Origin of the sequence: Dactylosporangium sp. McL0621 (genome assembly GCF_049995355.1) — a bacterium.
Taxonomy (GTDB): Bacteria; Actinomycetota; Actinomycetes; order Mycobacteriales; family Micromonosporaceae; genus Dactylosporangium.
Map to the genome: position 1 here is coordinate 12,472,661 of NZ_CP188259.1, position 24,764 is coordinate 12,497,424.

The 24,764-nt window shown below is 71.3% G+C and carries 21 protein-coding genes and 1 pseudogene; 9 read left to right on the top strand and 13 right to left on the bottom strand.

Features of this window, described 5'->3' with window-relative positions:
* Positions 1–5: 5 nt before the first annotated feature.
* From ACPPVO_RS59215 to ACPPVO_RS59225, 3 genes are all read right to left on the bottom strand, one after another.
* Complete coding sequence (locus tag ACPPVO_RS59215) at positions 6–410, bottom strand: hypothetical protein (protein WP_426508691.1); 405 nt, start codon at positions 408–410, stop codon at positions 6–8.
* Between the two features lie 133 nt (positions 411–543).
* Positions 544–1,611 carry an OmpA family protein gene (locus tag ACPPVO_RS59220; protein ID WP_426508693.1) on the bottom strand — a complete coding sequence of 356 codons (1,068 nt, stop codon included), beginning with the start codon at positions 1,609–1,611 and terminating at the stop codon, positions 544–546.
* The gene (locus ACPPVO_RS59225) at positions 1,611–2,966 is read right to left on the bottom strand and encodes a helix-hairpin-helix domain-containing protein (RefSeq protein WP_426508695.1); all 1,356 of its coding nucleotides are present in this window, start codon (positions 2,964–2,966) and stop codon (positions 1,611–1,613) included. The genes ACPPVO_RS59220 and ACPPVO_RS59225 overlap by 1 nt, the downstream gene beginning before the upstream one ends.
* 261 nt (positions 2,967–3,227) lie before the next feature.
* Here ACPPVO_RS59225 and ACPPVO_RS59230 point away from each other — a divergent pair, with 261 nt between their 5' ends.
* The 3 genes from ACPPVO_RS59230 to ACPPVO_RS59240 all read left to right on the top strand — a co-directional run bounded on the left by ACPPVO_RS59230 (position 3,228) and on the right by ACPPVO_RS59240 (position 5,746).
* Positions 3,228–4,343, top strand: a complete 1,116-nt coding sequence (locus ACPPVO_RS59230; RefSeq protein WP_426508696.1) for an MBL fold metallo-hydrolase — start codon at positions 3,228–3,230, stop codon at positions 4,341–4,343.
* 141 nt (positions 4,344–4,484) lie between these two features.
* Entirely contained in the window at positions 4,485–5,555 is a 1,071-nt protein-coding gene (locus ACPPVO_RS59235; RefSeq protein WP_426508698.1) for a LacI family DNA-binding transcriptional regulator, read from the top strand.
* On the top strand, positions 5,552–5,746 hold the full coding sequence (locus tag ACPPVO_RS59240; protein ID WP_360368634.1) for a hypothetical protein: 195 nt from the start codon (positions 5,552–5,554) through the stop codon (positions 5,744–5,746). The genes ACPPVO_RS59235 and ACPPVO_RS59240 overlap by 4 nt, the downstream gene beginning before the upstream one ends.
* 128 nt (positions 5,747–5,874) lie before the next feature.
* On the opposite strand, the gene ACPPVO_RS59245 is transcribed toward ACPPVO_RS59240, so the two are convergent.
* The 7 genes from ACPPVO_RS59245 to ACPPVO_RS59275 form a co-directional block, all read right to left on the bottom strand.
* The gene (locus ACPPVO_RS59245) at positions 5,875–7,383 is read right to left on the bottom strand and encodes an APC family permease (RefSeq protein WP_426508700.1); all 1,509 of its coding nucleotides are present in this window, start codon (positions 7,381–7,383) and stop codon (positions 5,875–5,877) included.
* 58 nt (positions 7,384–7,441) lie between these two features.
* Positions 7,442–8,068, bottom strand: coding sequence for a GOLPH3/VPS74 family protein (locus ACPPVO_RS59250; protein ID WP_426508702.1), 627 nt, complete (start codon positions 8,066–8,068; stop codon positions 7,442–7,444).
* A 344-nt stretch (positions 8,069–8,412) separates the two neighbouring features.
* Positions 8,413–8,994 (bottom strand): DsbA family protein, encoded by a 582-nt coding sequence (locus ACPPVO_RS59255; protein ID WP_426508703.1) that lies wholly within the window; start codon positions 8,992–8,994, stop codon positions 8,413–8,415.
* A gap of 34 nt (positions 8,995–9,028) precedes the next feature.
* Positions 9,029–9,421, bottom strand: coding sequence for a hypothetical protein (locus ACPPVO_RS59260; RefSeq protein WP_426508704.1), 393 nt, complete (start codon positions 9,419–9,421; stop codon positions 9,029–9,031).
* Positions 9,422–9,457: 36 nt separating this feature from the next.
* The gene (locus ACPPVO_RS59265; RefSeq protein WP_426508705.1) at positions 9,458–11,821 is read right to left on the bottom strand and encodes an immune inhibitor A domain-containing protein; all 2,364 of its coding nucleotides are present in this window, start codon (positions 11,819–11,821) and stop codon (positions 9,458–9,460) included.
* A gap of 149 nt (positions 11,822–11,970) precedes the next feature.
* The gene (locus ACPPVO_RS59270; protein ID WP_426508707.1) at positions 11,971–12,627 is read right to left on the bottom strand and encodes a Crp/Fnr family transcriptional regulator; all 657 of its coding nucleotides are present in this window, start codon (positions 12,625–12,627) and stop codon (positions 11,971–11,973) included.
* On the bottom strand, positions 12,624–14,528 hold the full coding sequence (locus ACPPVO_RS59275; RefSeq protein WP_426508709.1) for an adenylate/guanylate cyclase domain-containing protein: 1,905 nt from the start codon (positions 14,526–14,528) through the stop codon (positions 12,624–12,626). Before ACPPVO_RS59275 ends, ACPPVO_RS59270 begins: the two co-directional genes overlap by 4 nt.
* A 177-nt stretch (positions 14,529–14,705) precedes the next feature.
* Here ACPPVO_RS59275 and ACPPVO_RS59280 point away from each other — a divergent pair, with 177 nt between their 5' ends.
* From ACPPVO_RS59280 to ACPPVO_RS59290, 3 genes are all read left to right on the top strand, one after another.
* On the top strand, positions 14,706–15,398 hold the full coding sequence (locus ACPPVO_RS59280) for a hypothetical protein (protein WP_426508710.1): 693 nt from the start codon (positions 14,706–14,708) through the stop codon (positions 15,396–15,398).
* Positions 15,399–15,963: 565 nt separating this feature from the next.
* On the top strand, positions 15,964–16,548 hold the full coding sequence (locus ACPPVO_RS59285) for a DUF6529 family protein (protein WP_426508711.1): 585 nt from the start codon (positions 15,964–15,966) through the stop codon (positions 16,546–16,548).
* A 17-nt stretch (positions 16,549–16,565) separates the two neighbouring features.
* Positions 16,566–17,018: a Rieske (2Fe-2S) protein gene (locus tag ACPPVO_RS59290; RefSeq protein WP_426508713.1), complete on the top strand. Its 453-nt coding sequence runs from the start codon at positions 16,566–16,568 to the stop codon at positions 17,016–17,018.
* Between the two features lie 77 nt (positions 17,019–17,095).
* Here the strand turns inward: ACPPVO_RS59290 and ACPPVO_RS59295 are convergent, their stop codons facing one another.
* Both ACPPVO_RS59295 and ACPPVO_RS59300 read right to left on the bottom strand, forming a co-directional pair.
* Positions 17,096–19,531, bottom strand: a complete 2,436-nt coding sequence (locus ACPPVO_RS59295) for an FtsX-like permease family protein (protein ID WP_426508715.1) — start codon at positions 19,529–19,531, stop codon at positions 17,096–17,098.
* A gap of 203 nt (positions 19,532–19,734) precedes the next feature.
* Positions 19,735–20,460: pseudogene (locus ACPPVO_RS59300) on the bottom strand (ABC transporter ATP-binding protein); the annotation flags it as partial.
* Between the two features lie 168 nt (positions 20,461–20,628).
* Here ACPPVO_RS59300 and ACPPVO_RS59305 point away from each other — a divergent pair.
* From ACPPVO_RS59305 to ACPPVO_RS59315, 3 genes are all read left to right on the top strand, one after another.
* Complete coding sequence (locus tag ACPPVO_RS59305; protein ID WP_426508716.1) at positions 20,629–21,816, top strand: sensor histidine kinase; 1,188 nt, start codon at positions 20,629–20,631, stop codon at positions 21,814–21,816.
* Between the two features lie 257 nt (positions 21,817–22,073).
* On the top strand, positions 22,074–22,211 hold the full coding sequence (locus ACPPVO_RS59310) for a hypothetical protein (protein ID WP_426508718.1): 138 nt from the start codon (positions 22,074–22,076) through the stop codon (positions 22,209–22,211).
* Positions 22,208–22,870: a response regulator transcription factor gene (locus ACPPVO_RS59315; protein ID WP_360368601.1), complete on the top strand. Its 663-nt coding sequence runs from the start codon at positions 22,208–22,210 to the stop codon at positions 22,868–22,870. The genes ACPPVO_RS59310 and ACPPVO_RS59315 overlap by 4 nt, the downstream gene beginning before the upstream one ends.
* 410 nt (positions 22,871–23,280) lie before the next feature.
* Here ACPPVO_RS59315 and ACPPVO_RS59320 read toward each other — a convergent pair whose 3' ends face one another.
* On the bottom strand, positions 23,281–24,750 hold the full coding sequence (locus tag ACPPVO_RS59320; RefSeq protein WP_426508720.1) for a sensor histidine kinase: 1,470 nt from the start codon (positions 24,748–24,750) through the stop codon (positions 23,281–23,283).
* Positions 24,751–24,764 lie beyond the last annotated feature (14 nt).

Below are 24,764 nucleotides of genomic sequence, written 5' to 3' on the forward strand. Positions count from 1 at the left end.
ACCGGTCACGCGGCGTCGATGGCCGCGGTGATCTTGCGGATCATGTCGGTGACGGCGGGGGTGGGCCGGGTGTTGTGGGTGGCCGACTCCAGGGCGGTGAGGACGGTGCCGCGGAAGTTGGCGGCCTCGTCCGGCGCCTGGGTGCGCAGCAGCGCCGACGCCTCGGTCAGCGCGGGCAGGACCCGGTCGGCGATGTCGGCGACGGAGCGGCCGTTGAGGTCCTTGTGGCTGGGGTATTTGGCCAGGATGTGGCCGACGAGGCCGGTGGAGGTGCCCAGGGCGATGCTGCCGTTGCTGGCGACCTTGTGCGGCGAACCACCGGCGGCGGCCGCGGCGGACAGGAGGGTGACGGCGCCGTAGGCGGCGAGGCGGATGGTGTTCTGGTCCTGGGTGGTGAGGGTGGTCGACATGGTGGGCGCTCCTTCGTGGCGGTTGTTGTGTGCCACCACCATGCGGGCCGCCGCTGACACCGAACGGTCAGCGCCCTGACGCGGCCGCTGACACGGGGACGGGCACGAGATTGGCCTCGTGCCCGTGCCCGGGTTACTGCTGCACGATGAACTCGACCCGCCGGTTGACGCCGTTCGCCGCCGCGTCGCTGCCCTGGACCTTCGGGCGGCTCTCGCCGAAGCCCTTCGAGGTCAGGCGGTCAGCGGCGATGCCCAGCGAGACCAGGGTGTCCAGGACGGTGCGCGCGCGGTTCTCGCTCAGCGTCTGGTTGTGCTCGACGGTGCCGGTCAGGTCCGTGTGGCCCTCGATGCTGACCTTGATGTTCGGGTTCGCCCGCAGGATCGAGGCCGCGTTCTCGACCACTGCCCGGCCCTGCGGGGTCAGCGTGGCGCTGTCGTTCTCGAACTCGACCGTCGGCAGCGCGACCAGCTGGGTCTGTACCTGCTCCGGCGCGGCCGCCTGGCCCACCACGAGCTCGTTGCGGACCGACTTGGCCGCCGCCTTCGCCGCCGTCTCGGCCTTGTCCTTGGTCTCCGCCGAGGCCACGGTGCCGGTCAGCGTGACCACGTGGTCGGTCAGGTCGACCACGGCGGCCTTGGCGTCCTTGCCCAGCGCGACCGCCACCGCACCCAGCCCGGCCAGGTCGGTGTCGTCGGCGACCCGCGTGGCGTCGACGGTCATCTCGTCCTGCACGTTCTCGGCCCCGAAGACCGGCTTGACCGCGTCGGCGATCTTCGCCCGGTCGCCCTCGGCCGGCACGGTGCCGGTGAGCGTCACCTTGCCGTTGTCGACCAGCAGCTTGACCGAGATCGCCGACCGCTGGACCTCCGGCGTCGTCACCTTCGGCGGGGCCTGTACGTCGACCACGCGCACGCCGTCGATCCCGAGCGTGACCTCGCGCGCCTTGTCCTTCTCGTCGGCCGAGCCGACCTTCACGGTGCCGTCCCGCCCGACAAACCGCACGTCGGCGTCGATGCCCGCCTTGGCGAGCGCGACCTTCGTGCGGTCGGTCAGACTGTCCTCCACCGCATGCCTATGCGGTACCTCGAACGTGACGACCAGCGCCGCGAGCCCCACGACGGCGACGCCGATCGGGATGAGCGGATTGCGCTTGCGGACCTCCCAGCCGGTCGACAACGTCGTACGGGTGGTGCCCGCCATCAGGCCCGCCCGGTGTCACGGCCGGCGACCAGGCGGCGCGTGAGGTCGGCGAAGCCCTCCTCGTCCCCGTCGGCGAGGTGCTGCGCCTGGCGGGACCACGTGACGATGCTGGGCGCGAAGCGCAGCCCGGCCGCCTCGATCGCGGCCCGCAGCGTGTCTACGTCGGTCTCGGCCAGCTGACGGTACGTCTTGATGCCCGCCCCGATCAGCGCCGCCGACATCTTCGGGCCGATGCCCTCGATCCGGCGCAGATTGTCGGGCTCGACGTCCTCGACCGCCGCCGCCTGTGCGGGCACGACGACAACCTCGGACGCGGGTTCGTCCACAACCTCGGCAACCGGCTCGACCTCGGGCTCAGGCTCGGCCACCGGCTCCTCGACCGCGGGCTCTTCCACGACCTCGGCAACCGGCTCGGGCTCGGGCTCGGGCTCGACCTCAGCCACCGCCGGCTCCTCAGCCACCGCCGGCTCCTCAACCACCGGCTCCTCAACCACCGGCTCCTCAACCACCGGCTCCTCAACCACCGGCTCCTCAACCACCGGCTCCTCAACCACCGGCTCCTCAACCACCGGCTCGTCCACCACGGACTCGTCCACGACCGGCTCATCCACGACCGGCGAGACCATCACGGACTCGTCCACGACCGGCTCATCCACGACCGGCGAGACCACCGCAGGCGAGACCACGGCCGGCGAGGCGGAGACTTCCCGGCCCGCGGTCAAACGGTCGGTCAGCTCCTTGAAGCCGGCCTCGTCCCCGTCGGCCAGCAGCCGCGCCTGCCGCGACCAGGTCGCAAGACTCGGCGCGAACCGAAGATTGGCCCGCTCGAGCGCGAGCTCCACAGTGGACCGGTCGGCGTCGGCCAGCGCCGCGTACGTCGTGATGCCGGCCGCCCGCAGCGCCGCCGCGATCTTCGGCCCGATGCCCTCGATGCGCTCGAGCTTGTCGTGCGGCTGCGGCTCCTCGCTGACCACGACCGGCGCCGGCTCGGCCGTGAACGCGGACTCGACATCGGCCACGAGATCGGCATCGACGGGGTCGCGCTCTTCTGCCACGACCGGCGAAGGAGAATCCTCGACAACCGGCGAAGGCGAATCCTCGACAACCGGCGAAGGCGGAGCGACATCAACCGGCGAAGGCACCTCGACCGGCGAAGCAAGGGGTTCAGGATCGGCGACCGCGGCCGACGAAGTCGATTCGGCGAGCGCAACCGGCGCGTCGGTGGTGGACTCGGTGGTGGATTCGGACGACCGGACCCGGCGCAGGCGCAGGCCCCACCAGAGGTACCCGACCAGCAGACCGAGCAGGAACGCGAGCAGGATCAACAAAAGTGACTGGTTGGTGTACCAGACCACGACAGGCCTCCGGGGCAGGCGTGAAAGGGAAGCGTGAAAGAGGGGGTTCGCGGGCAGCCTTGCACAACTGGAAGTCCGGCAACAGGGCCCCGCCCACGCCCTGTACCGGGTCGTTATCACCGGTCAAAGGCCTGTTGATCGACGTTTTCGCAGATCGTGGGCGTTCACGGGGGCTCTGCCGGTGGCGGGTCACCCAGAGGGCCGAGCGAAAATCGAAACGGACGGGTGCTGAACCTCACCACAACTGGAGGCGACGGAGCAATGGGGAAGACGACTCGGGTGCTTGCCTGGGCCGCGGTGGCGGCCGCCGCCGGCGGCGTCGCATGGGCTCTGCGTGACCTCCCGGCGCAGCTGGGGGCGGTCCCGGCGGGGGCGCGGGCCGAGCGCATGCGGCGCTCACCGCAGTACGGCGGCGACGGCCGGTTCGTGAACTCGGTGCCGGCCGACATCCTGCCGCCGCACGCGATGCGGGACGCCTTCGTCGAGCTGCTCACGGGCAAACAGCGGCGCAAGCCGCTCGGCGTGATCCCGGTGACACGGCCCGCGCTCGACGGCCGGCTGGAGCCGGACGAGCTGCACGTGACCTGGCTGGGCCACTCGACCGCGCTGGTCGAGATCGAGGGCGTACGGGTGCTGTTCGACCCGGTGTGGAGCGATCGCTGCTCGCCCACGGGGTTCGCGGGCCCGCGGCGGCTGCACCCCGTGCCGCTGCCGCTGGACGAGCTGCCGCGCATCGACGCCGTGGTCATCTCGCACGACCACTACGACCACCTCGACCTCGACTCGATCCGGGCGCTCCAACGCACCCAGCAGGCGCCGTTCCTGGTACCCCTCGGCGTCGGGGCGCACCTCGAGCGCTGGGGCGTGCCCACGGACCGGCTGATCGAGCTGGACTGGGACGAGCAGGCCGAGATCCGCGGGATCACGCTGACCGCGACGGCGGCCCGGCATTTCTCCGGCCGCCGGTTCACCCGCGACGGCACGCTGTGGGCGTCGTGGGTGGTGAAGGGGGCGCGCCGGAGCCTGTTCTACACGGGCGACTCCGGCTATTTCGAGGGGTACAAGCAGATCGGAGAGCAGCACGGCCCGTTCGACGCGTCGCTGATCCAGGTGGGGGCGTACAACGACGCCTGGCCGGACATCCACATGAAGCCCGAGGACGGCGCGAGCGCGCACCTCGACGTGCGGGCACGGGTGCTCATCCCGCTGCACTGGTGCACGTTCAACCTCGCCCTGCACGCGTGGTCGGAGCCGGTCGAGCGGCTGGTCGAGGAGGCCCGCGCGCGCGACATCGAGCTCGTTGTGCCGCGCCCGGGTGACCGGGTGAACATCGACGCGTTACCGGCACTTGAACCGTGGTGGCGCGCTATTGCGTGACGTTTAAATCCGCAGCTCAGAGCACGTGTTGCGGCCCACATGCCAGGAGCCGGCAAAAGCCTGGCAGCGTGGGCCGCCTCGGCGTACTGTATCGATACAGAAGGAACTGGATCGATACAGCCGGAAGGGAGGATCCAGGCCATGCCCGCCACCCTGCAGACCATCGCCGACGAGCTGGGCGTGTCGCGGAGCACCGTGTCGAACGCGTACAGCCGCCCGGATCAGCTCTCCCCCGACCTGCGGTCCCGGATCCTCGCAGCGGCCGAGCGGCTGGGCTACTCGGGCCCCAACCCGACGGCCCGGTCGCTGCGCCGCGGCAAGGTCAACGCGATCGGCGTGCTGCTCACCGACAACCTGTCGATGGCGTTCACCGACCCCTATGCGGTGGCCTACCTGCGCGGACTGGCGGAGGCGGCCTCGGCGCGGGAGACCTCGCTGCTGCTGCTCAACCTGCCCCAGGACGAAGAGGCCGGACGGCGGATCGTGAGCAACGCCGCGGTCGACGCCTTCTGCCTCTACTGCGTGCCCGACTGGCACGGCGCGCTCGAGCTGATCCGCGCCCGGGGCGTGCCGATCGTCATCGGCGAGGACCCGAACGCGTTCGGCCCCGACGCCGGCTACGTGGGCATCGACGAGCGCGCGGCCGCGCACCGGCTGGGCGAGCACATCGCCCGGCTCGGGCACCGGGACATCGCGGTCGTCGCGCACTGGATCGTCGACGGCGGCGTGACCGGGCCGGTCGACGCCGACCCCGACGCGCTGCGGTACTACGTGACCGGCCAGCGGGTGCGCGGGTTCCGCGACGCGCTCGCCGAGGCCGGCGTCGAGTGGGACCGGGTGCTGCTCATCAACGCGGCGGACAACAGCCGCGACGAGGGCTCGGCCGCCGCGGCGCACGCGCTGGACCGGCTCGACCGGGCCACGGCGATCCTGACCACCTCCGACGTCCTCGCGCTCGGCGTCCTCGACGCGCTGCGCGTGCGGGGCCTGCGCCCCGGCCGGGACGTGTCGGTCACCGGCTTCGACGACATCGGCGAGGCCGAGCCGGCCGGCCTCACCACCATCCGCCAGCCCAGCGTCGAGCGCGGGCGGCTCGCGGGCGAGCTCCTGCTCGACCCGCCCGAGGACCCGGCGCGGCGTCGCCTGACGCTGCCCGTATCGCTGGTGGTCAGGGCGACCACCGGCCCGAACCCCACCAAGGAGCAGTCATGACCCCGATCGCCATGATCGTCTCGCTCGAGGCCGTCCGGCTGGAGATGCACTCCGCGCTGCCGAACGCCCCGGTCGTCGACGACCGCCGTCCCGAGTCGGCCACGATGAAGAAGGTGCGCGGCTTCGCCGCTCGCCGGCTGCGCGCCGTCGCCGACCGAGTCGAGCCCACGCCGGCCCTCACCTACGGGTAACACCCCGCCAAGGGACGGCGTATGCGAAGCCGGGTAACACCCGGCGGCAGGCGTATGTGAAACAGCGAGGGGAGGCCGGCCACCGCCGACCTCCCCTCGCTGTTGTCTTCCCTCGGGTACAACCGGATCTAACGAACCTCGACCGCGTCCGCGGTCTCGATGCGTGCGGTGTTGGCCCGGGCGCCGAGGCCGATCGCCTCGTAGTCCTGCCGGTTGAGGCCGCGCAGGATGAGCGCCCAGACGATGCCGATGACCGCGGCGATGCCGTAGGTGGCCGGGAACGCCCACACCGCCGCGTTCTTCGCGTCCGGCGGGATGCCCAGCAGGAGCCCGAAGTTGTCGAACACCTGCCACATCACGTAGCCGAGCGCGATCGTGGCCAGGATCGGCGCGACGAGCCGCGACCAGGCGCTCTCGCCACGGCTGTCCCGCGCGAAGTAGAAGATCACCGATAGGGACGTCGCCGCGACGAGCAGCAGCACGCCGACGCCGCCCGCGGTGCCCAGCCAGAAGAACAGGTTCACCAGCGGGTCCCAGCCGGTCACCGCGAACAGCACGATGGTGGCGGCCGCGATGATCGTCTGGAACAGCGAGCCGGCCATCGGGGCGCCCGAGCGGGCCCGGGTGCGCCCGAAGAACGACGGGAGCACTCGCTCGCGGCCCAGCGCGAACGCGTACCGGGCGGTCGTGTTGTGGTAGCTCAGCGCCGCCGCCGCGATGCTCGTGATGAGCAGGGTCCGGCCGAGGTCGCTGGCCCAGTTGCCGCTCGCCGCGACCAGGGCCGGGAAGAACGGGCCACCCTGGTCGAGGGTCTGCTGGGCCTGCCCGACGGTCGCGTCGACGCCCATGCTCGCCGACGCCGCCCAGCTGGTGAGCGAGTACGACAGCAGCATGACGGCGAGGCCGAGGAACGTCGCCAGGGCCACGGTGCGGTTCTTGCTGCGCGCCTCCTCGGCGAAGACCGGGGCGGCCTCGAAGCCGACGAACGCCGTGGTCGCGACCGCGAAGGCCGGGCCGGCGCTGTCCTGCAGCGCGCCCCAGCTCCACGGTTCGAAGCTCAGCGAGCCGCCGGCCGGGTGGCTGAAGAAGATCACGTCGAAGATCGTGACCACGATCAGCTCGGCGCCGAGCAGGATCATGAGGACCTTGCTGTTGACGTCGACCCGCAGCAGGCCCAGGACCGCGATGAACAGCCACAGCACCAGGGCGAGGACCCACCAGTCGATGGTGACGTCCGCCTTCTCGGCGAGCAGCTGCGACAGGAAGGCCCCGAACGCGCCGTACAGGCCGACCTGCAGCAGGTTGTAGGCGACCAGGGCCACCATGGCCCCGCCGACGCCCAGCGGCCGGCCCAGGCCCTGCGCGATGTACGAGTAGAAGGCACCGGCGTTCGTGATGTGCCGCGACATGGCCACGTAGCCGAAGCTGAACAGCGCCAGGATCACCGCGATGATCAGGAAGGCCAGCGGGAACCCGGTCGTGCCGACCACGCCCCAGCCGGTCGAGACGAGCGCGCCGACGACCATCAGCGGCGCTGCCGCGGTCAGGGCGAACATGATGACGGAAGGCACGCCCAGCCGGTCGCGGGCCAGTGCTTGGGATACCACGCTCGGTCGCGCAGGCGACGTTGCGGACATCGGTCCTCCAGGGTTTCTTTGAGGGGGGAAGGGGGAGAGGGAAGTCCGAGCCGCGCCGTCACCCGCGTTGCGACAGCACCGCGTCGCCGACCGCCGACTCGACCTGCAGGATCAGGTCGCGCAGCGGTGGCGGCAGGGCGCCGATCGCGTGTTGAAGTCTTCTGCCGCCCGAGGGGTCGCGGTCCCAGAGGATGTGCCCGGTCAGCCCGGTCGCCTCCGCGATGCCGGCGAGGGTCGTGTCCGCGACCCGCATGGGCTCGAATCCGGTGAGCAGGCGGCGCAGTCGCACCACCCGCCCCGCCGGCAGGTTGATGTCCGTGGGCAGCCACCGGGTCGAGGACCGCAGCAGGCGCCGCACCTGGGTCTGCTCCACCATGCCGTTGCGGGCCAGCCGCGTGCCGACCTCGTCGACCGCCGTGCGCCCGAGGAACTGCAGCCAGGTGCGCACCTCGCGGTGCTGCACCTCGGCGACCATCGTGGCCAGGTTGGTGTGCGCCAGGGGGTCGGAGGGCGGCTCTCCGCTGAGCACCCGCAGCCGCGGACCCTCGACGGTGATCCGCTGCTCCAGTACCAGTTCGCCGAGCAGGGCCCCGGCCAGCCCGAGCTCCACCGCGCGCGCGGACAGCCGGGATCGGCCATCCCGGTCGTCGTGCGCAATGAGAAAGAAGTCATCGGCCAGCAGCATTCGACCGCGTACCCGTCACCAATCGTCGCCCCGCCCAGGGCCCCCATTACCCCAGATCTGACAGTTAGGGCCCGAAAGACACGTGCGACCCGATCGGAAAGCATGCCTTGCGCATTGACGGACCGCAACCATCGGCGCGCAAAATCGGATAATCGCCGCCGACCATTACCGAATTGACGGATGTTGCAGCGTTGGTTTTTCACGCACGGTGATGTCCGGAATTTCCGGAGTTCACCGCCGCCGATTACGCACCGGAATATCCGGCCCATTGGCGGCACGCTCCTGAACGGCGGACGGTCCACTCACCGTCCGCCGAACGTGTGCGCTGCGTAATGCCGGGCCCGCTACGGTGCGTGTTCGTTGTGCCGCTGTACTGTCTCGGCCGCCTCGTCGACCGCCTCGAGCAGGTCGTCCAGCGCGTAGCCACCGTCGTGGCGGATGCCGTTGACGAAGAACGTGGGGGTGCCGGCGACGCCGCTGCGCACGCCGCCGACCAGGTCACGGCGGACGCGGTCGAGGTACAGGTGCGCGCCGACCTCGTCGCCGACCTCGGCCGAGGGCAGGCCGAGGCGCTCGACGCCGACCATGAGCCGGCGCGGGTTGATGCCGGCCTGGTTGGCGAAGAGCCAGTCGCGCATCGGCCAGAACGCGCCCCGCACCCCGGCGGCCTCGGCCACCTCGGCGGCGAGGTCGGCGTAGGGGTGCACGTTGGTCAGCGGGAAGTGGCGGAAGGTGTACCGCACCGTCTCCCGCCGCAGCCGCAGCAGGTCATGGAGGATCACGTGGGCCATGGCGCAGTACGGGCACTGGAAGTCGCCGTACTCGACCAGGGACACGGGGGCGCTCGCCGGGCCGAACGTGTGGTCGTCGGGGCCCACCGGGATCGTCAGCCGGGGGGTCGTGACCTGGAAGGGCGTGGTGGTCATGCCTCAACGGTCAGCCGGAGTCGCCCCGGGAACGTCACCCCACGGGCGCGACGCTGGACACGAGCAGCGGGCTGCCGGTGCAGATGGTCTCGCGGTTCGGGTTCGGCACGCCCGTGACCTTCACCTGCTGGCCGTCGCGCAGGCCGTCCGCGGCGGGCCCGATGAGCACCCAGTTCAGCTGCGCGGTGATCAGCTCGATGCAGGTACCAGTGACGCGAACCCGGCCCTCGGTCACGACCTGCTGGAATTCGTCGACCGGCGGCTCGACCTTCGTCGTCTTCGGCACGCCCGGCGGAATGCTGATCGTCGGTTCCCGGGAAACAGAGACGGCCGGTGCGGCGGATTGTGCGGGTTCATCCGTCTTCGGTGCGGTGGCGCATCCGGCCAGCAGCAGAACGGCCAGGAGGAGGCCCAGCGGAGCTTTCATACTCCTTGGACCTCCTCCCGGTTCGATCGGTTCCGGTCAGCCGGTGACGAGTACCGCCATCGACGTGCCGTTCTCCAGCAGCGCGAAGATCTTCACGCCGTTGTTGGGAACCTTCACGCCGTAGTAGGTGCTGGTCGCCGGGTCCTCCCGGTAGTAGCTCTTGCTGTCGTCGAACAGCGGGTTGCCCCACTGGCCGCCGAGCTGGCTCGGCGCGCTCGTCGCGCCCGAGTGCAGGGTGAACGAGTCCGTCCGCGCGAACGAGAACGGCGCGTCGAAGCCCTGGATGCGCGGCCGCCAGGGAGTCCCGTCGGCCTTGAGCGCCAGGTCGGGGTGCGAGTCGATCGGCAGGATCAGGCCCTCACCGTGGTGCTGGCTGGTGTTGTTGTCGCGGTACGAGGTGTCCCAGTACGTGACCAGCAGGCCGGTCTCGTACGGGAAGTGCTCGACCCACTGCGGCTTGTCCGCGAACCCGAAGTTGTACGGGCCGGTCTTCATGTACTTGTCGTACGACTCGTAGGTGCGGTGCGACGCGATGTAGAAGTTGTCGTACTCCGTCGTCAGCGACGCGCCGACCGCCGTGAAGCCGACCGCGGTCCAGCCGTTGAGCCCGTTCTCCGCGCCGTCGGCGAACACCGTGGTGGCGCCGTTGGTGATGCGGATGTCATCGGCGAAGAAGCCCTTGCCGCCGGCCGCCGGGTCGGTGACGTAGCGGAAGCGCAGGCCGACCGTCTTGCCCGCGTAGGCGGAGAGGTCGAACGTCGCCGGCACCCAGCCGTTGCTGGTGCCGTCGATGCCGTCGCCCTCGGCCGCGTTCGTGATCGAGCCCGGGATCTCCTTGAAGCCGGAGCCGTCGTCGACCTCGACGTACGCGTAGTCACACGGGTCCGGCCCACAGTCCTCGATGTCCCAGTTGGCCTGGAACGTCAGCGTGGTGGTGCCGGCCGCCGGGACCGAGACGTTGCGGGTCAGCGAGTTGTCGAGCAGGTTGCCCGAGCCGCTCCACCACGACTTGGTGCCCTCCGGCGGTGTCGCCAGCGGCGTCGTGACCTTCTTCTTGGGCAGGTTGACGACCACCGCCTGCGGCTTCTTGCTGTTGTACTCGTGCGGGCCGAGGTCGACCAGCTTCGTCTTGCCGGCGTTGACCGTGGTGTAGTCCAGCCAGCCCAGCTGCAGCTTGTCCCAGGCGCCGAGGTCGGCGGCGCGGGTCGCGATCCCGTTGTCGCTCGGGAGGCTGACCCGGCTCTGCGCCATGATCGTCCACCAGTTCACCGGGTTCTCGGCGTTGCCGCCGGCGCCCGAGGTGTCGTAATGGTCCGGCAGGCCCAGGTCGTGGCCGTACTCGTGCGCGAACACGCTCAGGCCGCCGTTCTCGGGCTGCATCGTGTAGTCGCTCACCCACAGGCCGGTGTTGCCGACCTGGGTGCCGCCGCGCATGTTGTACGCCGGGCCGGTGCTGTCGCCCGGGAACGCCGTCGAGCGGTGGCTCCAGATCGCGTCCTCGCCCTGGATCAGGTCACCGTCGGCCTGGTCGCCGCCGGCGTGGACGATCTGGAAGTGGTCGATGTACCCGTCCGGCTCGTTGAAGTCGCCGTCGTGGTCGTAGTCGTTACGGTCCCACTGGTCGTAGGAGGCCAGCGTCGCCTTGATGTCCGCGTCGGACTTGCCCTGCGCGTGCTGCGCGTCGACCCAGGCCTGGATGCCGTCCTGGATCAGGTAGTAGCTGTTGCTGCACACGTTGCCGGTGCACGGGAAGCCGTTGCTGCGGCCGTACCGCGCCTCGTTGTAGGGCACCTTCACCCAGTCCGAGACCATGCCGTCGACGCTGTAGCGGCCGGAGGACTGCTTCTCGTAGTAGGTCTTGAGCGACTCGACCCCGTTGCCGGAGGCGAAGTACATGTTCTCGAAGTACTGCCGGCTGAAGTCCGGCTTCCAGATCGTCGAGTTGTCCCGGGTGCGATCCGGCTGCGGAATCGCGTTGTGCAGCGGGCCGTCGAACTTGGCCGGGCCGGCGATGGCCGGGTTGGTGTCCTGGTCCGGGTACGACGGGTGGCGGGTGTTGCCGAACTCGGCCAGCACCACGAAGATCTTGTCCGTCTTCTCACGGCCCAGTTCGACGTACTTGTCGACGTGGCCCTTGCTCCGGTCGGTCTTGCCGATGTTCACGACCGTGCTCGCGCCACGCTTCTCCGGCTGGGCCTGACCCGTGAGCACCTGCGAGAGGGCGACCTCACGAGCAGCGCGCTGCTTCTGCTCGTCGGCCGTGATCAGCTCGTCGGAGGGCGACGCCGCGTCGACGGACGGCGCCTGGGCCGGCACGGCATGGGCCGCACCCCCGCCGACGAACACCCCCATCCCCGACGCGAGCGTGAGACTGAGCAGTCCCACGGTCAACTTACGCACAGGTACCTCCCTGGTGGGGCTTCCGCACCGAGGCCCTGCGTCGATGCCTCGATGCACCTGTCGCGGAAGACTAGGGGCTGTTCTCGCCTCCTGAAGATCAACATCGGGGTTTACGCATGTTTGCGAGGGTCAAAACAAGGGTCGTCCATTTATTGAGCGCGGTCTCTGAGTGCATCGAGATCATGGACGATCACGTGGAGTCGCCCCGTCTGGATCAGGCCCTCTTCACGCAGCGTGCGCAGGGCCTTGGTGACCGCCTCGCGCGACGAGCCGGTCCAGCCGGCCAGCTCGTCCTGCGACAGCGGCAGGCTGATGCGCAGCCCCTCCGGCGACGGCTCGCCGAAGCGCTCGGCCAGCTCGACCAGCCGGGCCGCGACCCGGCCGGTGGTGTCGTAGGCGCCGAACTCGATGCGCTTGCGGTCGGCGTCGCGCAGGCGGCGGGTCACCTCGCGCATGAGCAGGAACGAGACGCGGGCGTGGCCCAGCAGGTACCGCTCGAAGTCCGGCGACGGCACCGAGAGCGCGGTCACCGGCTCCAGCGCCGTCACGGTCGCCGACATCAGGCCGCCGTCGATCGCCGACAGCTCCCCGAGCAGCGCCCCCGGCCCGCGCACCGCGAGCACCACCTCGGTGCCCGACGCCGTGTCGGAGGAGACCTTGACCCGCCCGGACCGCAGGATGATCACCGCCTCCGAGCGGCTCGCCTCGCGGAAGATCACCGAGCCGCGCCGCCACTGCTTGCGGTGCCCGGCGGCCTCCAGCGCGGCCTGCTCGTCGGCGTGCAGAAGTTCGAAGAACTCGGTCACGCCAAAGTCTCCACCACATAGGCGCGGACTGTCTGTCGGCGACCTTTCACTTCCAGCTCCCCCAACGGCGTCGCGGTGGCCCGTTCGGCGATCGCGTCGTACGTGACCCCGCCGATCACCACCTGCCCGGGCTCGGCGATCGTCTGCAGCCGCGCGGCCACGTTCACCGCGTCGCCCATCGCGTTGAACCCGCGCAGCAGCTCGCTGCCGATGTTGCCGACCAGCGCCGGCCCGGTGTTCGCCCCGACGCGGAACCGCGGCCAGTCCGGGTGCCCCTCGGCGATCCCGCGCACGGCCTCCTGCATCTGCAGCGCCGCCCGCACCGCCCGGGCCTCGTGGTCCTCCTGCCGCGCGGGCGCGTTGAACAGCGCCAGCAGCGCGTCGCCGACGAACTGCACGATGGTGCCGCCGTTGTCGAGAATGCAGGGCACCGCGACGCCGTGGTACCGGTTGAGCATCTCCACGATGTCGCCCGGCTCGACCGCCTCGGAGAACGTGGTGAACCCGCGCAGGTCCGCGAACAGCGCGGTGACGTCGACCAGCCGCCCGCCCAGCGCCGCCTGGTCCGGGTCGGCCAGCAGCGCCGCGGCGACGTCCGGGGACATGTACTGGCGGAACAGGGTCGACAGCTCGCCGTACAACCGCGCGTTCTCCAGCCCGATGGACAGCTGGTGCGCGAGCGTCTGGCGCAGCTCGGCGCGGGTGCTGGCCGGAATCGTGACGGCGCCCGCCTTGATGTTCTTGACCGTCAGCGGCAACGCATCGGGCCGCTCCTCGATCTCTCCGTCGGAGACAAGGGCGATTTCGACGGTACCGAATGAGCCGCGGACGGCCTCGACCGCGCCCCGCAGGAACTCCTCCTCGCCGGCCCCGACCCGCGCCTGCTCGCCCACGGCGACCAGCGCGCCGAGCCGCTCCGAGAGCTGCCGCTCGGCCACCAGCGCGGCGGCCGCCCGGTCCAGGACCTCCGCCTGCTTCTCGGTGAGCCCGAAGCGCTCGGCCATCCGCGCCGCCAGCCGCTCGGGCGCCGCCCCCTGCTCGGACTCCTGCAGCGCGGCCACCAGCTCCTCGAGCGCGGCCTCGTACTGCTGCCGGATCCGCCGGTTCGTGGCGGCCATCGCGATGCCGTCGAAGAGCCCCGCGGCACTGCCTTCGCGGCGGTACTGCACATACGCGCTGTAGGCCACGAACAGGAACGCGGCCGTCAGGATCAAGTGCCACTCCCACCACGACAGCCGCCACTTGTCGGCCAGCGTGACGGCCACCATGGCCTCGGCCAGCAGCGCGAACGCGGTCACGACAGAGATCAGCACGGCGCCCGGGCTGCGACGGTACAACAGGAAGAAACGCACCGCGGCCGCCACGTAGAGCGCCACCGCGGCCCAGGACACCCAGACCAGCGGCCCCTCGACGTCGCGGATCTGGTCCTGCCGCGACAGCGGCGGCAGGTCCGACAGCGACCACAGGATCCACACGAACAGCACGAGCCCGAGCGCGATCCGCAGCCCGAGCTGCCAGCCGGTGATCCCGCTCGGCAGCTTCAGCGACGACAGCACCGCGAGCACCGACCCGACGATCAGCCCGACCGCCATCGACTGGTCGAAGCCGGCGTTGGGGTGCCCGATCAGCACGCCGGGCGTGGCGAGCGCGTGCGCGAACAGAAACCCGGCCGCGGCGAGGAACACCAGCGACACGAGGAACAGCCGCCCGTCGGAGCGCCGCCGCGCCGCGACACCCATCGCCACGCCCACGATCACGTTGACGCCCGCCACGATCATGACGAGCCAGAAGTGCGTCTGATGGTGCTGCCAGATGACGTCGGTACCGGGCCGGCTCAGCAGGAGCCAGAGCCCGGCGAGCGGCAGCGCGAGATGCGCGGCCCAGACGATGACGCGTGGCATCTCGCCCCTCCCTAGGTCCGTCGATCGATCCGCATAAGGGTCCCACCTCTCCCGCGGATCCGAGCCGTCTCGTTCTGGACATCTCGCTCTGCGTCTTTCGACGCAGACACGGCGGCGCAACCTCGGTCTCATAAGCCATGAAGCACCGACACGGTGCTCAACCTGTGGGAGTTACCGATGAAACTCAAGGCACCGCTCATCACCCTGGGCGCCGGCCTGGTCGTGGCCGGCGTGCTGTACGGCATGAATGTGAGCGTCACCAACGAGGCGGCCCGCAACAAGGCCGCGACCGCGGCGGCGCCCGCCGCGTCCCCGTCCCAGGCCCAGGCCCCGGCCCCCACCTCCGCCCAGCCCTCGACGCCGCCGCCCGGCGACGGCACGGGCAACGCGGCCCAGCAGGGCACGATCACCTACGCGGGCGCGGTGGACGGCGGCGCCGCCTCCCTGGGCGTGGTCGTCAAGAACGGCAAGGCCATCGCGTACGTCTGCGACGGCCGCGCCGCCGAGTCCTGGATGGACGGCGACATGGCCAACGGCGAAGCCCAGCTCAACAGCGCGAAGGCAACGGGCAACCTGACCGCGACGTACACCGCCGCCCAGATGAAGGGCACCGTGAAGGCCGGCACGAAGACGTGGACCTTCACCATCAAGGCGGTAGCGCCCCCGTCGGGCCTCTACCGCTCCCAGGCGAGCCTGCGCAAGAAGCTGGACGCGAGCTGGATCGTCCTGCCGGACGGCAAGCAGGTGGGCGTGGAAACCCGCAACGGCGTCCTGCAGCCGGCCCCGCCCTTCGACGTGAACAACAAGACCGCCGTGGTCGACGGCACCGCGGTGACGATCGAACCCACCAGCCCCGCGACCGGATACTGAGCGAGGAGCCCGCGAGATGACCGCCCCGCTCAACAACGCCGACGAGCCACTGAAGCGCGTGGAGTTCCCCCCGATCCCGGACCCGTCCCCCCTACCACCGTCGGACGCCAAGCCGTTCGAGGTACCCCAGGCCTACACGGTCGACCCGTTGTACTCCGAGCCCGCCCAGCCCTCATTCCCAGCCGCACCCGCCTACTCCGCCCCGACTCCCCCTCCCACCTACTCCCCATCCGCCCCCTCTGCTGAGCCTTCTGGGGCCCCGACCTCTGGAGCCTCGACCTCTGGAGCCTCGACCTCTGGGGTCCCGACCTCTGGGGTCCCAGCTTCCGCAGTCCCGTTCTCGAGGGTGCCGGCCTCCGGTGTCCCAGGTTCCCCGTTCCCGGTCTCCACGGTTCCGTCCTCCGGGGCTCCGTCCTCCGGGGCTCCGTCCTCCGGGGCTCCGTCCTCCGGTGTCCCAGGTTCGGCGCTCCCGGTCTCCACCGTTCCGTCCTTCGCCACCCCCAACTCAGCCATCCCCGGTTCCGCGGCCCCGGCCTTCGCGGCCCCGGCCTTCGCGGCCCCAGCGTTGGCCACCCCCGCGGCCCCGGCCACCGCTCCAGCCGCAACCCCGACCAGCCCGAAGACCACCGCAACCCTGATCGTCCCGTTTCTGGTGGCCTGCCTGGTCGCCGCCGGCCTGGGCGTCTACGGCAAGCTCCACGAGCCGACGGGCATCGCCGTGAACGTCGCCGGCTTCTCCAGCCCGGCAACGGTCAAGGTGTGGCTGGCCACAGTCGCCTTCGTCCTGGCCCTGGTGCAGCTCTTCACCGCCCTCGTCATGTACGGCAAGATCCCGATCCTCAACAACGCCCAGTGGCTCGGCCCCGTGCACCGCTGGTCCGGCCGCCTGGCCTTCATCGCCTCCATTCCCGTGGCCCTGCACTGCCTCTACGCGCTCGGCTTCGACGACTACAACACCCGCGTCCTCCTGCACTCCCTGTTGGGCTGCTTCTTCTACGGCGTCTTCACGGCCAAGATGCTGATCCTCGCCAAGAAGGGCGTCCCCAACTGGGCGCTGCCGCTGTTCGGCGGCCTCGTCTTCACCGCGCTGGCCGGCCTGTTCGTCACCTCCGCCCTGTGGTTCTTCACCACGTTCGGCGTCAAGCTCTGAAAGGGGCGCGAAGAACCATGGGCACTCCTACCCGACGCACCCTGCTGGCCGGCGCCGGCGCCGTCGGCCTCGCGACGGCACTCTCCGGCTGCGCCGCGTACGGCCCCGACAGCGCCCCCGCCGACGACGACGCCAACGACGACGACGGCAGCAGCAGCGGGGCGAACCAGACCGCCCCGAGCGGCGCGAGCCTCGCCAGCACGAGCGACATCCCGGTCGGCGGCGGCAAGGTCCTCGCCGACCAGAAGATCGTCGTCACACAGCCCACGGCCGGGACCTTCCGCTGCTTCACCGCCGTCTGCACCCACGCCGGCTGCATCGTCGGTGACGTGTCGGAGGGCACCATCAACTGCCCCTGCCACGGCAGCCGCTTCAAGGTCGCCGACGGCACCGTAGCCGCCGGCCCCGCCAAAAAGGCGCTCGCCGCGATCGCCATCAAGGTCACCGGCGACGCCATCTCCAAGGCCTGACTCCCACAGGGTCGAGTGCCCGCCGACTGTCCACACCGGACGGACGGCGGGCACTCGACTGCCGCCGTTCCGCCCGCTCATGACGGCATCCGAATCGCACGCTCCCGCAGCATCCGCCGGGTGGGAAGCACCCCCGCGAGCAGCGCGAGCAGGAGACAGAGCCCAACCACCCCGCCGACGACCGACCACGGCACTACCAGCTCGACCGCCGCCCCCACCTGCTGGCTGAGCCCGGCCCGGATGCTCACGAGCGCCCCGAACGCGACCACCCCGCCGAGCACCGCCCCGATGAGCACCACCAGCGCCGACTCCGCCGCGACGTACCCGGCCACCTGCCTGCGCGTCGCCCCCGCCAGCCGCATCACCCGCAGGTCGGCCCCGCGCCCCTGGGCCGCCATCAGCAGCGTGTTCGCGACCGCGATCGCCCCGTACCCGGCCGACACCCCGATCAGCATCAGCGTGAACAGCCATACGAGCCGATCCTCGGAGCTGTCCGCCTCGGCGGCCCACGTGGCCACGTCGGTCACCCGCGCCCCGGTACCCGCCGGCGCACCCGGCACCGCATCCCCGCCGTCCGGCAGGTAGATGGCCGAGGTCAACGCCGACGGATCATGGCGCCGGACGGTCTCCCGCGACAGCAACAGATCCGCTCGTACCGAACGATCGGCCACCACCGCCACGACCCGCAACGACACCCGCTCGCCGTCCGCGAACACCACCGGATACGCGTCCCCAACCCCGCTATGCACCGACTCGGTGACCACCGCCGTGTCCCCGGAACCGAGGTCTCCGAGCGAGCCCGCGACGACACGCGCCCCGCGATCGGCCCGGGCGAACGCGGCCGTGTCGACCCCGAGCACGCTCCACGCCCGCAGGCCCGGCCCGCTCCCGTCCTCGGCCGCGAACACGGTGCTCGGCAGCATCGCGGCCCCCGGTACGGCGGCCACGGCGGCATCCGACAGCCCCGGTGTGCGGTCCGGCACCAGCACGTGCCCCGCGTCGACGCCGGCGGCCCGCCCCGCGGCGTACGCCGCCGTCGACGTCCGCACCATCCCCGCGACGAGTACCGCGAACGCGACGGTCAGCAGCACCGGCGCCGCCGTAGACGCCGTCCGCCGCGCCGCGGTCGTCGCCCCCTCGCGCACGAGCAGCCCGATCGCCCCGCCTCCGCGCCGGAACGGCAGTCGCCACAGCCGCACGATCGGTCGCACCGCCGCCGGCGCCAACGCCACCATCCCGGTGATCAGGGCCATGGCGCTGTACAACGCGAGCGTCGCCCCGTCCTGCGCATCGTCCGCGGTCGCCGTGCCGATGGCCAGGACCGTGCCCAGCGCCAGCAGCAACCCGCCCACCACCCAGCGCGTCCGCCCCATCGACCGCTGCTCGACGGCCGCCTCGCGCAAGGCCTCCAGCGGCCGAACCCGGGCCGCGCGCCGAGCCGCCGACCACGCCCCGAGCAGCGCGACCATCGGCCCCAGCGCGAGCGCGACCAGGAACGGCAGCGGCCCGTACCGCACCTCGTACGTCGCCGGCTCGAACCCGCCTCCGACCAGCATCCGCGCCACGATCGGTGCCGCCGCCGCCCCGACGACCATGCCGAGGACGGCTCCGACGACGCCGACGAGCAGCGCCTCGCCGTACACCATCCGCCGCACCTGCCGCGGCGTCGCCCCGATCGCCCGCAGCAGCCCGAGCTCCCGCCTTCGCTGGGCGACGGTGAACGCGAACGTCGATGCGACCACGAACACCGTGACGAACCCGGCGAGCGTCGCCACCCCGGTGAGCGCCTGCATGCCGATCCACCGGGCCCGCGCGTCGTCTCGCGGCTCCAACGCGCCCCGCTCGTCGCCGGACAGCACCCTCCCGTCGGCCCCGACAATTCCGCACGCGGCCGCCGCTACCGCGCTCGGTTCCGCATCCGCCCCGAGCACCAGCCCGATCGCGCGCACCCCCGGCGCCAGCTCCGCGGCCACCTCGTCCGCCACCAGATAGCCGGGCGCATCGACCAGTCCGGTCACGGTGTACCGCACCGGCCCCGTCGCGGTCAGCAGCGTCACCGGGTCCCCCGGCCGGAACCCGAGCGCCCGGTCGACGACGACCTCGCCCGATCCTCGAGGCTCCGCCCCGGCGACGAGCGACAGGCCACCCAACCGCGCCGAGGACCAGCCGTGCCCCTCGTACGTGTCCTGCCGCTGCCCCGCAACCGCGGGCGGCCGCCCGTCCACGAGCGCCTGGACGTAGAAACTCCGGTCGGCGACGGCGGTCTCGACGCCGGGTAGCGCGGCGAGCTCTCGGCGGAGCTCCTCCGTCCTGGCCGCGGACCACGGAACCGTCGGCGGAAACGCCTCGGCCGGGCTGCGGCTCCCGGAGGCCTGCACGACCACGGCCGCCGCGGCGAGCCGGTCCGGCACGATCGGACGGCCCGCGAGGAGCAGCAGCAGGGCCAGCACGACCAGCGCGATCCCGACCACCACGGCGACGAGCGCGCCGGCCATCCGGCGGATCTTCAGCACGACCCCTCCAGGTGGATGACGCTCGCCGCCACCGGCCTTTCGACGTGGGTGGCGGTCGCCGCCGCCGGCCCTTCGAGGTGCGTGCCGCTCGCCGCCACCGGCCCTTCGAGGTGCGTGCCGCTCGCCGCCACCGGCCCTTCGAGGTGCGTGCCGCTCACCTCCATCGGCCCGTCGAGGTGGGTGATGCTCGCCGCCATCAGCTCCTCGAGGTGCGCGGTGCGGGCCGCGATCGCCTCGGCGGTGAGCGGGCCACGGATGTCGTCGACGATCCCGCCGTCGGCGAGGAACACAATCCGGTCGGCGCGGGCGGCGGCGACCGGGTCATGGGTCACCATCACCACCGTCTGGGCGTGTTCGTCGACGAGCGCCCGCAGCAGGTCGAGAATGTGGCGCGACGTCACGCTGTCCAGCGCGCCAGTTGGCTCGTCGGCGAACACGACCGCCGGGCGGCTGATCAGGGCCCGGGCGACCGCCACCCGCTGCTGCTCGCCGCCGGAGAGCTCGCTCGGGCGGTGCCGGAGCCGGTCGGCCAGCCCGACCGCGGCGAGCGCGGCCACCACATCCGCCGCGGGTGGGCGGCGACCGGCGAGGCGCATCGGCAGGGAGACGTTCTGCTCGGCGGTGAGAGCGGAGACCAGGTTGAACGCCTGGAACACGAACCCGATCCGATCGCGTCGCAACCGCGTGAGGTCGTCCTCGCTCAGGTTGTCGAGCACGACCCCGTCGACGGTGACCGAGCCGCCGACCGGGCGATCGAGGCCGGCCGCGCAGTGCAGCAACGTCGACTTCCCGGAGCCGGAGGGTCCCATCACCGCCGTGAACGTGCCGCGCTCGAACGCCACCGAGACGTGGTCGAGCGCAACGAGTTGCCGTGCGCCGTCGCCATAAGCGGCCCGGACGCCCTCCAGAACAACGGTCTGCGTCGTCATGGCCGAAACCTTGCCGTCTCGGGGCCGGGTCGCGCATCGGACCGTGATTGACACTTTTCGTTCCGACCACTGTGGTACGCCGAGCCGCGATCGGCCCCTCTCTCATACCTGGGTATGACGGCTCGCAGGCCGACGCGCAAAACCCCGCCGACCGCTACCGTCGAGCCCATGGAACTGCCACCGGTGCTGACCCGGCGGTTCACCCCAAAGGGTCTGTACGCTCTCGACGCGCTCGTCGCGATACTCGTCACCGTGCTCTGCAGCACGGCGGCGCTCGCGGCGCCGATGCACGGACCGCAGGAGCCGACCTGGGTGTCGATACTCGTCGCCGTGGTGTTCGGTTTGACCGTCGCCCTCCGGCGGCGCTGGCCCTATCCGACGGCCTTTGCCGTAACCATCACATCGGCGGTCAGCCTGGCCACCCAGGTCGTCCCCGACTTTGCGGGGATCGGCCCGGGGTTCGCACTGGCTCTGGTTTTCTACACGTTCGGCAGTCGCGCGCGGGACTGGAAAGGCCTGGGCACGAGCATCGCCTGTGGCGCCCTGGTCAGCGCGGGCATGATCGGTCCGATCGTCGCCTCCGGCGGATCGCCCTCCGGCGACAGCCCCGGGAGAGCCTTCGCCGCGCTCTTCGGGTTCATCGCCATCGCGCCCGCCCAGACATTCGGCTTCGCGTTGGGTGAGCGCCGCGCGCAGGCCGCCGAGCGCAGCCGGCAGATGCTCCAGCGGGCCGCGGTCGAGGAGCGGCTCCGGGTGGCCCGCGAGCTGCACGACGTCATCGCACACACGATGACGCTCATCGTGGTGAAGGCCGCGATCGGCAACCACGTCGCCGAGGCGAGCCCGGCCGAGGCGCGCGACGCGCTCCAGGTGATCGAAGCGACGGGCCGGACAGCGATGCTCGAGGTGCGCCGGGTGCTGGACATGCTGCGCGAGGACACGCCGTACGCACCGACCCGAGGCCTCCGCGACCTGCCCGCCCTCGTCGAGCTGGCCTCCGTGGGCGGCGTCCAGGTGCGGCTCGACGTCGACCGGCCCGAGGAGGCGGTGGCGGCGGGGATGCCGGAGTCGGTGGAGCTGGCCGTGTACCGGATCGTGCAGGAGGCCATCACGAACGTCGTCAAGCACGCGTCGCCGGCCCGGTGCCACGTGAGCGTGGTGGTGGGGGCCGACCAGGTGTGCATCGAGGTGGACGACGACGGGAAGCGCCCGGCGCGGACCGGCAGCGTCGGGCATGGGCTGATCGGGATGCGCGAGCGGGTCGCGCTGCACGGGGGGACGTTCAGCGCCGGGCCGCGGACCGAGGGCGGGTTCTCGGTGCGAGCGCTCTTACCGGCGGCGGGGGGCGTGACATGAACCAGGGCTGGCCGGAGACGAGCAGCGGGGACGGGCTGTGATTCAAGTGCTGATTGCGGACGACCGGGCGCTGCTGCGCGGGCCCGAGACGAGCAGCGGGGACGGGCTGTGATTCGAGTGCTGATTGCGGACGACCGGGCGCTGCTGCGCGGGCCCGAGACCAGCGGCGGGGACGGGCTGTGATTCGAGTGCTGACTCCGGAGAATCGAGCGCTGCTCCGGGGCGGAAACGAGCGAACGGAGTGGACCGTCATTCGAGTGCTGATTGCGGACGACCGGGCGCTGCTGCGCGGGCCCGAGACCAGCGGCGGGGATGGGGCTGTGATTCGGGTGCTGATGCCGGGCAATCGAGCGCTGCTGCGCGAGCCGGAGACGAGCGGCGGGAGTGAGCTGTGATTCGAGTGCTGATTGCGGACGATCAGGCGCTGCTCCGCGGGAGTTTTCGGGCGCTCATCGACCTCAGTGGGGACTGCAGCACGGTTGGGGAGGCCGGGACCGGGGACGAGGCGGTGCGGCTGGCGGGTGAGCACCGGCCGGACGTCGTGCTCATGGACGTGCGGATGCCGGGGATGAACGGGATCGAGGCGACGCAGCTGATTTGCCGGGATCCGGAGCTCGACGGCGTGCGCGTGCTGATGTTGACGACCTTTGATCTCGACGAGTACGTGTACGGGGCGCTGCGGGCGGGGGCCAGTGGGTTTCTCGTCAAGGACACGCCGCCGGTCGAGCTGCTCAATGGGGTTCGGGTCGTGGCCGGCGGGGAGGCGCTGCTGTCGCCGTCGGTTACGCGGCGGCTCATCTCGGAGTTTGCGCGGCGGCCGCAGCCGGAGAAGCCGATACCGCGGCGGCTCGACGGGGTGACCGAGCGGGAGCGGGAGGTGCTCGAGCTCGTCGGGCGCGGGCTCTCCAACACCGAGATTGCCACGCACCTCAGGTTGAGTCTGGCCACGGTGAAGACACACGTGGGGCGGATACTCGCCAAGCTCGAGGTGCGGGATCGGGCGCAGTTGGTGATCGTGGCGTACGAGACGGGGTTGGTGACCGCGAGCGTCTGACCAGCCAAGCCGCGCCCGGTGGGGAGTAGTGCCCCGAGGAAGAGCGGGGGCGTGGTGCACGAGCGGGCGGGGAGGCCATGCCCGCCCTGCGGCGACGAAGCCACCCCACCGCCGTCGGGCGAGAAGATCAGACTGTTGCGGGGGTCAGCGGTCCTCGTGGGGCAGCGGGCGGAGAGGTCACACCCGCCCAGCGGCGACGAGGCCACCCGATCCGCCGACGGGCGAGACGACTAGACGGTGGCGGGGCCGTGGTCCTCGCGAAGGAAGCGGGATGGTCGCGCGGAAAGTCGCGTCCCCGCAGGAGGCCGTGGCCAGACACACCTGGCCGCCTCGTCAATGGTCCTCGCGAAGCGGCGGGATGGTCATACATGCGGAAAGGCGCCCGTGGCCAGCCACACCTGGCCGTCTCGTCAGTGGTGCTCGCGAAGCAGCGGGATGGTCACGCGGAAAGTGGCGCCCTCGCCTGGGGCTGTGGTCAGGGACACCTGGCCGCCGTGGGCGGTTACCAGGGCCGCGACGATTGACAGGCCCAGGCCTGAGCCGCCCAGGGCTCGCGTCCGGCTCGGGTCCGTTCGGTAGAAGCGTTCGAAGACCCGGGCCGCGTCCTCGGCGGTCATGCCTGGGCCGTTGTCCGCCACCTCCAGGATTGCCTGGTCCGCCTCGGTGCCCACGAAGACGGTGATCTCGGTGCCGGGCGGGGTGTGGTTCAGCGCGTTCGACAGCAGGTTCTGCAAGACCTGGCGCAGGCGGGCCTCGTCGCCCAGGACGATCGGGGGCTCCGTGTCGGCCTCGGCGTCGGTGCTGTTCGGGGTGCGCAGGCGCAGGCGGTGGTGGTCGCCGGCAGTTACGCGGGCGTCGATGAGCGCGTCGGTGGCCAAGGAGAGCAGGTCGACCGGACGCTTCTCCAAGGGGCGCTGCTGGTCCATGCGGGCCAGCAGGAGCAGGTCGTCGACCAGCAGGCCCATACGCGTCGCGTGGTGTTCGATCCGGCGGATGTTCTCGTCCTGGTGGCCGGACTGGCGGTACAGCTCGGCGAAGCCCCGGATCGACGTCAGCGGCGTTCGCAGCTCGTGGGACGCGTCGGCGACGAAGCGGCGCATGCGGCCCTCCGAGGCCAGCGCCGACTGCTCGGAGGCGACGGCGGCCTCCTCCGAGGCGCGGCGCTCCTCGAAGGCGGTCTCGATCTGGCCCAGCATGGTGTTGAGGGCCCGGGCTAGGCCGCCGACCTCGGTGCGCGGGTCGGACTCGGGCACGCGCCGGCTCAGGTCGCCGGCGGCGATGGCCTCGGCGGTCTCCTCGACCTCGACGAGGGGGCGGAGGCTGGAGCGCACCAGGAGGTACGCCACCACGGCCAGAACCAGCAGGACGAACCCGCCGATCGTCGCGCTCATCACCACCTGGCGGCTGACCGTGCTGTCGATCTCGTCGAAGCTGATCGCGATCATCACGGGGTGCGGCGGGTCCGTGGGCGGTGACGCGATGAGCACGCGCCAGGCGTGGCCCGTGCCGTCCCGGGAGTCGACGGTCGAGTAGACGCCGATGACGTTGGGCGCGAGGGGCGTGGTGTCGATACCGTCCCAGGTCTTCGGCGTCACCGGCTGGACCTGGTCGCTGGTGCTCGGCGTGAACACGGAGTCCATGAAGGAGCCGTCGGGCTTGCCGCAGGCCACGAAGTAGCCGCTGCGCAGCACGGGTGCGCCGGGACCGCGGCCGTGGCCGTTCCCGTTCCCGTTGTCCGGGAGGGGAGGGTTGCAGTTGCGCAAGGCGTCGTTGAAGCTCTGCAGGAGCTGGTCGTCGACGCGGTTGATGAGGTAGTCGCGCGTGCTGATCACGCCGGCTATGCCGGTCGTCGCTAGGGCCGCCGCGAGCAGGACGAGCATGAGAACGACTAGCT

What these genes read in the sequence shown, in the direction of transcription:
- ACPPVO_RS59215 (WP_426508691.1), bottom strand. Translation starts at nt 410, where the DNA reads ATGTCGACCACCCTCACCACCCAGGACCAGAACACCATCCGCCTCGCC.
- ACPPVO_RS59220 (WP_426508693.1), bottom strand. Translation starts at nt 1,611, where the DNA reads ATGGCGGGCACCACCCGTACGACGTTGTCGACCGGCTGGGAGGTCCGC.
- ACPPVO_RS59230 (WP_426508696.1), top strand. Translation starts at nt 3,228, where the DNA reads ATGGGGAAGACGACTCGGGTGCTTGCCTGGGCCGCGGTGGCGGCCGCC.
- ACPPVO_RS59235 (WP_426508698.1), top strand. Translation starts at nt 4,485, where the DNA reads ATGCCCGCCACCCTGCAGACCATCGCCGACGAGCTGGGCGTGTCGCGG.
- ACPPVO_RS59240 (WP_360368634.1), top strand. Translation starts at nt 5,552, where the DNA reads ATGACCCCGATCGCCATGATCGTCTCGCTCGAGGCCGTCCGGCTGGAG.
- ACPPVO_RS59245 (WP_426508700.1), bottom strand. Translation starts at nt 7,383, where the DNA reads ATGTCCGCAACGTCGCCTGCGCGACCGAGCGTGGTATCCCAAGCACTG.
- ACPPVO_RS59250 (WP_426508702.1), bottom strand. Translation starts at nt 8,068, where the DNA reads ATGCTGCTGGCCGATGACTTCTTTCTCATTGCGCACGACGACCGGGAT.
- ACPPVO_RS59255 (WP_426508703.1), bottom strand. Translation starts at nt 8,994, where the DNA reads ATGACCACCACGCCCTTCCAGGTCACGACCCCCCGGCTGACGATCCCG.
- ACPPVO_RS59260 (WP_426508704.1), bottom strand. Translation starts at nt 9,421, where the DNA reads ATGAAAGCTCCGCTGGGCCTCCTCCTGGCCGTTCTGCTGCTGGCCGGA.
- ACPPVO_RS59275 (WP_426508709.1), bottom strand. Translation starts at nt 14,528, where the DNA reads ATGCCACGCGTCATCGTCTGGGCCGCGCATCTCGCGCTGCCGCTCGCC.
- ACPPVO_RS59280 (WP_426508710.1), top strand. Translation starts at nt 14,706, where the DNA reads ATGAAACTCAAGGCACCGCTCATCACCCTGGGCGCCGGCCTGGTCGTG.
- ACPPVO_RS59290 (WP_426508713.1), top strand. Translation starts at nt 16,566, where the DNA reads ATGGGCACTCCTACCCGACGCACCCTGCTGGCCGGCGCCGGCGCCGTC.
- ACPPVO_RS59305 (WP_426508716.1), top strand. Translation starts at nt 20,629, where the DNA reads ATGGAACTGCCACCGGTGCTGACCCGGCGGTTCACCCCAAAGGGTCTG.
- ACPPVO_RS59320 (WP_426508720.1), bottom strand. Translation starts at nt 24,750, where the DNA reads ATGCTCGTCCTGCTCGCGGCGGCCCTAGCGACGACCGGCATAGCCGGC.